2 protein-coding genes are annotated in these 1,128 nt (G+C 77.8%); both read left to right on the top strand.

The features are described from left to right. The first annotated feature begins 185 nt into the window (after positions 1-185). Positions 186-662 carry a SigE family RNA polymerase sigma factor gene (locus L1885_RS28610; RefSeq protein WP_372482062.1) on the top strand — a complete coding sequence of 159 codons (477 nt, stop codon included), beginning with the start codon at positions 186-188 and terminating at the stop codon, positions 660-662. Further along, entirely contained in the window at positions 659-1,072 is a 414-nt protein-coding gene (locus tag L1885_RS28605; RefSeq protein ID WP_235800041.1) for a hypothetical protein, read from the top strand. The genes L1885_RS28610 and L1885_RS28605 overlap by 4 nt, the downstream gene beginning before the upstream one ends. Positions 1,073-1,128 lie beyond the last annotated feature (56 nt).

Here is a 1,128-nt window from a genome sequence, read left to right as displayed (position 1 = left end):
GCTGAGTGTCGGCCTTCGCCGTCCACCGGCTGAGCCCCGCACGCCCCTTCGCGGGCGTGCGGGGCCTGCTGTCGCGCAGCCTGTCCGCCGGCCGGACGGCCGACGCCCGGGAGCGGCGGCCCGCCGGTGCACGGGAGCCCGAGGCGCCCGTCCTCCGGTACGCCGCGCCGGGCGCGGACGGCGGGATCGACGCGCTCTACCAGCACCGCAGGCTGGAACTCGTCCGCCTGGCGCTCCTGCTCGTCGACGACCTGCCGACGGCGGAGGACGTGGTGCAGGACGCCTTCGCCGCGCTGTACCGGCGCCACGGCGACCGGCTGTCGGGGATCGACGACCCCGAGGCGTACGTCCGGCGCAGCGTCGTCAACGGCGCGCGCTCCGTGCTGCGCCGGCGCCGCACCGTACGGGCGTACGTGCCCGAGCGGGCCGGCCACGCGCCGCCGCCCGAGGAGGACGTCCTGCTGCGCGAGGAGCACCGCGAGGTCCTCGGCGCGCTGCGCGGGCTCACCCGCCGCCAGCGCGAGGTCCTGGTGCTGCGCTACTGGTCGAACCTCAGCGAGGCGCAGATCGCCGAGACGCTCGGACTGTCGAGAGGCACCGTCAAGTCCACGGCGAGCCGCGCGCTGGACGCCCTCGCGAGGAATCTGGAGGCCCCGCGATGAACGCAGTGCACGACCGCTCCGACGTGGAGGACCGCCTGCGCGCCGCGCTGTCGGCGAAGGCCGCCACCGTGACCCGGACGCACCTGCGCCGACCCGAACCGCCTTCCGGCGCCCGGCGCGGCAACCGGCTGCGCACCACCGCCCTGCTGACGCTCGCCGCCGCGCTCATCGGCGCGGCCCTCGTACTGCCGGCCGCCCTCTCGCACCACACCGAGCAGCCGCCGGCGACGAGCCCGCACTCGCCGACCGTTCCCCCGCCGTCCCCGCAGCCCGCGCCCGCCCGGCCCTCGCCGAGCAGTCCGGTCGCACGGACCGCGGGCGCCGGTCGCGCGGGCGAGGGAGGGACGAGCGGTGCCGCCGGCGTCCATGCCCGCCCCGACCGCGGGACGGCGGCCGGGCCCGCCGGGTGACGGCGGCCACGACGGCGCCGAGTACGTCGCATACGTCGCATACGTCGCGTACGTCT

This window comes from Streptomyces fuscigenes (assembly GCF_021556455.1).
Taxonomy (GTDB): domain Bacteria; phylum Actinomycetota; class Actinomycetes; order Streptomycetales; family Streptomycetaceae; genus Streptomyces; species Streptomyces fuscigenes.
This window is presented reverse-complemented; position numbering and strand designations above follow the sequence as displayed.